This is a genomic window from Tateyamaria sp., assembly GCF_059783535.1.
The window spans coordinates 1,217-4,808 of the sequence record NZ_JBYNDP010000204.1; the positions used below are offsets into that span (position 1 = coordinate 1,217).

The 3,592-nt window shown below is 59.4% G+C and carries 4 protein-coding genes; 2 read left to right on the forward strand and 2 right to left on the reverse strand.

What is annotated here, in order from left to right; genetic code table 11:
* A partial coding sequence (locus AC6RA8_RS21280) for a S1 family peptidase (RefSeq protein ID WP_500355678.1) occupies window positions 1-537 on the forward strand: 537 nt, incomplete at its 5' end.
* 124 nt (window positions 538-661) lie between these two features.
* The gene (locus tag AC6RA8_RS21285; RefSeq protein WP_500355680.1) at window positions 662-940 is read left to right on the forward strand and encodes a hypothetical protein; all 279 of its coding nucleotides are present in this window, start codon (window positions 662-664) and stop codon (window positions 938-940) included.
* Window positions 941-966: 26 nt separating this feature from the next.
* Here the strand turns inward: AC6RA8_RS21285 and AC6RA8_RS21290 are convergent, their stop codons facing one another.
* Both AC6RA8_RS21290 and AC6RA8_RS21295 read right to left on the reverse strand, forming a co-directional pair.
* Complete coding sequence (locus AC6RA8_RS21290; RefSeq protein WP_500355682.1) at window positions 967-2,508, reverse strand: thiamine pyrophosphate-binding protein; 1,542 nt, start codon at window positions 2,506-2,508, stop codon at window positions 967-969.
* A gap of 38 nt (window positions 2,509-2,546) precedes the next feature.
* The coding region (locus AC6RA8_RS21295) for a TrkH family potassium uptake protein (RefSeq protein ID WP_500355684.1) at window positions 2,547-3,592 on the reverse strand (1,046 nt) is incomplete at its 5' end.

Sequence of the window (3,592 nt, forward strand, 5' to 3'; positions counted from 1 at the left end):
GCCGTGGACAGCTGTACCCGCGTGACCGTCGATTCAGAAACCGATGCCGAGGTTAGCGTAGTAGATGAAACGCTTGGCGTTGCCGTTTTGAAACCCACATCGACCCTCGCCCCGTTGGCGATCGCGCGTTTCAGCGATACAAAACCACGCCTGCAGTCGGAAGTGGCTGCGGCCGGTTTCAGCTTTGAGGGCGTTCTGGGTGCCCCGTCCATGACATTTGGCACGCTCAGTGATGTACGTGGTCTGGGCGGTGAACCAAACTTGTCCCGCCTTGCCATGAACACTCTGCCGGGCGACGTGGGTGGCCCTGTTTTGGACGCCGGTGGCGGCGTTTTGGGGATGCTTTTGCCGCAGGATCAAGGTGGTCGTGCTCTGCCCGATGGTGTCCGCTTTGCACTGGATCGGGAGGCGCTGCAGGGCGTGCTTGCCCAGGCAGGATTGGCTGCGGCCAGCACAAACAGCGCTGCCCCGATTGATCCGGTTGATCTGTCTGCTGCTGCAACCGGCATGACCGTGCTGGTCAGCTGCTGGGACTGACAAGGGTTTCAATCAAATCGAACACACTTCGCCGGCGGTCGTTAGGACTGCGTTAACAGGCATGAACACAGGTTAAGGCCAAGGCGTGGGAGCGCTGTACCTTATTCAGTGATCGGAGTGTGTCATGTTCAAACCCTTCTTCAAGTCCATCGCAGTGCCTGCCGCAATCGTCCTGGCTGGAACCGCCAGCACTGCGACGGCAAGCACTGCGGTCGTCAAACCCTCACCCTCGTATCAGGGCCAGTGGTGGACCCATCCGTTGGGTTGCGAATACAGCCGCGCGGGGCGTCCCGGCGAAACGATGTGGTTTTTAATCGTCAACACCCGCAAAAAGGGGTGTCCGGCCTATATCTCAGGCACCACGTGGGGCGGGATATACCGCGCGCAAGGTTCCAAGATGTAGTTTGGTGGGCGCACCACAAGTGCGCCTTACCCGGAGATCTCGGGCGTCAGGTAGATCAGGGTTGGGCCATCAGTGTCAAATGCAGCGCGGACGGTGTCCTGCATCTCTTGCAGATTTTGCGGGGCGGCTGCGTAGGCCCCGAACGCTTCCGCCAGCTTACAGAAATCGGGGTTGCGAGCGACCACGGCGTTGGGCGCGATCTGGGCCCGCACCATGCTTTCCTCGATCTCCTTGAGCTTGCCATTGTCCCAGAGGATGATCGGCAGTGACAGACCCAATTCGACCGCGACGCCCAGTTCCTGCATCGTGTAGTGGAAGCCGTAGTCTCCGATGATAGCTATTGTGGGCAAACCGTTGCGAGCGACGGCGCCGCCAATGGCGGCCGGTGTGGCGTAGCCGAGTGTTCCAAAGCCCGTGGGATGATGCCAGTGACCGGGTTCATCCATGTCCCAGACCTCTTTCGCAGTGTAAGCAAATTGGGTCATGTCGGAATAGATCATCGTACCTTTGGGCAGGCAGTCGCGCAGAGCGTCGCAGACTGGGACGATACCGGGACGTTCGGCGTCAACCTCGGCGCGCCAGCGGGCACGCTGCGCGGCAACTTCATCCGCACGCCATCGGGTCGCTGACTGATGATGCTCAAGCATTTCAGCGAGGCTGGTCAGCACGTCATCCGCACGCGCCTGAATGCAGATATCCGCTCGTTGATTGTCGCTTAACACGACCGGGTCGATATCTACACGAATGAGCGTCGCGGTATGGCCCAAATCTCTGCGCCACAAATCTACTTCTGCCAACTCGGTGCCGATGGCAATGACCACATCCGCTTTCGCAAGCACATCAACACTGCTTGGTCTGGCAAGCGACGCTCCAAAATTCAACTGGTGGCCAGCCATCAATCCGCGCGCAGTATAGGTGGTGAAACTGGCCGCACCAGCCGCTTCTGCCACGGCCGGTGCAAGGCCAGTCTGCACCCCGCCACCGAAGATAAAGATTGGTGCCTTCGCGTCGCTGAGGTAGGTCATAAGTATTTCAGCGGCTGCCTCATCATCGGTGCGATAAGGCTCAATCTCAACCTCTTGGAAAGGTTCCGGGGCTGGTGCCTCAAGCAATCCGATGGAGACTTGCAAGCACTTCGGGCGTGCACGCCTGGTTTCAAACTCAAGGAGTGCACGATCAATCAGCGCATAGGTTGCCTCTGCAGTACGCGCCTCCTCCGACCAATCGCACACCGTTTCTGCCGCTGCGCGCTGGTCTTTCATCTGGTGCAATTGGCCTTTTGTGGCAGCCGTCTCATCAAGACAGGATGAGATCACCAGCATCGGCACCGAATCCGAGTAGGCCTGCCCCATCGGTGTCATGATATTGCACAGCCCTGGGCCAGTGATCACATAGGCCACTCCCGGCTTGCCCGTGGCCCTCGCATAGCCATCGGCCATGAACCCGGCCCCTTGTTCATGCCGTGCCAGCACGTGGGTGATCCCCGCCTCTTCGATCCCGCGGTACATTTCCTGATTGTGCACCCCCGGGATGCCAAAGATCACATCGACGCCGCGGTCTTTGAGCATGTGCGAAATTTGCGCGCCAAGGGGTCGCGTTTGGGCCATCAGGCTCTCCAGAATTGAATGGTAAAGATGACGTAAACGGCCATAAGCTCCAGCCGCCCGATCAGCATCGCGGCGGCCAGCAGCCATTTGGCGGTATCGTTGAGACCTGCGAAATTCCCCGATGGGCCGATCTGTTCTCCGAACCCCGGGCCGATATTCGCAAGGGCCGTGGCAGCACCGGAGAGGGCCGTAACAAAGTCGAGGCCGGTCATGGCCAATGCCACTGACAGGATACCCAATGTCACGACGAAAAACATGAAGAAGGACATGACCGAGTTCAGGACATCATCGCCCACCGGTCGCCCCGCATAGCGCGGCGTGAAGATGCCATGCGGGCTGCGCGTCTTTTGAAGTTGCGCCTTGATAGACGCGAACAACAGTTGATAGCGGAACACCTTGATCGAACAGGCGGTTGAGCCCGCACACCCGCCGATCAGGCCGGTGAAGAAAAGCACCGCAACCGCGAAACTGCCCCACTGCCCGTAATCTGCGTTGGCATAGCCCGTACCCGTCATCAGCGACACGGTGTTGAACAGGGCTGCGCGCACAGCCCCTTCATTCACCGCATTTTGTTGCAACAGGTTCCACCCGGCGATGAGTGCCACGATGACGAAGGCCGTCGCCAGGAAGACGTGGATCTGCCTGTCCTGCAGCAAGGGGCGTGCGGTGCCCGCGCTCAGCTGCACGAAGCGCACGAAAGGCAGCGCCGCAAGGATCATGAACAGGGTTGCGACATAGGATGGCGCAGGCCCAAAGGCCGCAAAGGATGAATCGTAATTCGCAAAGCCCCCGGTCGCGATGGTGGTCATCGCATGCACCGTGGCATCGAAGGCGCCCATGCCCGAGGCGATATAAGCTAGTGCACAGATTAGCGTCAGAGCGACGTATATGACCGAGATACGGCTTGCGATCTCGGTCGCGCGGGGCAGGATTTTTCCGAAAGTATCAAAGGCCTCGGTGCGGAAAATCTGCATTCCGCCGACGCGCAGCTCGGGCAGAAACACCATCGCAACAACGATGATACCGATGCCACCCAGCCATTGCA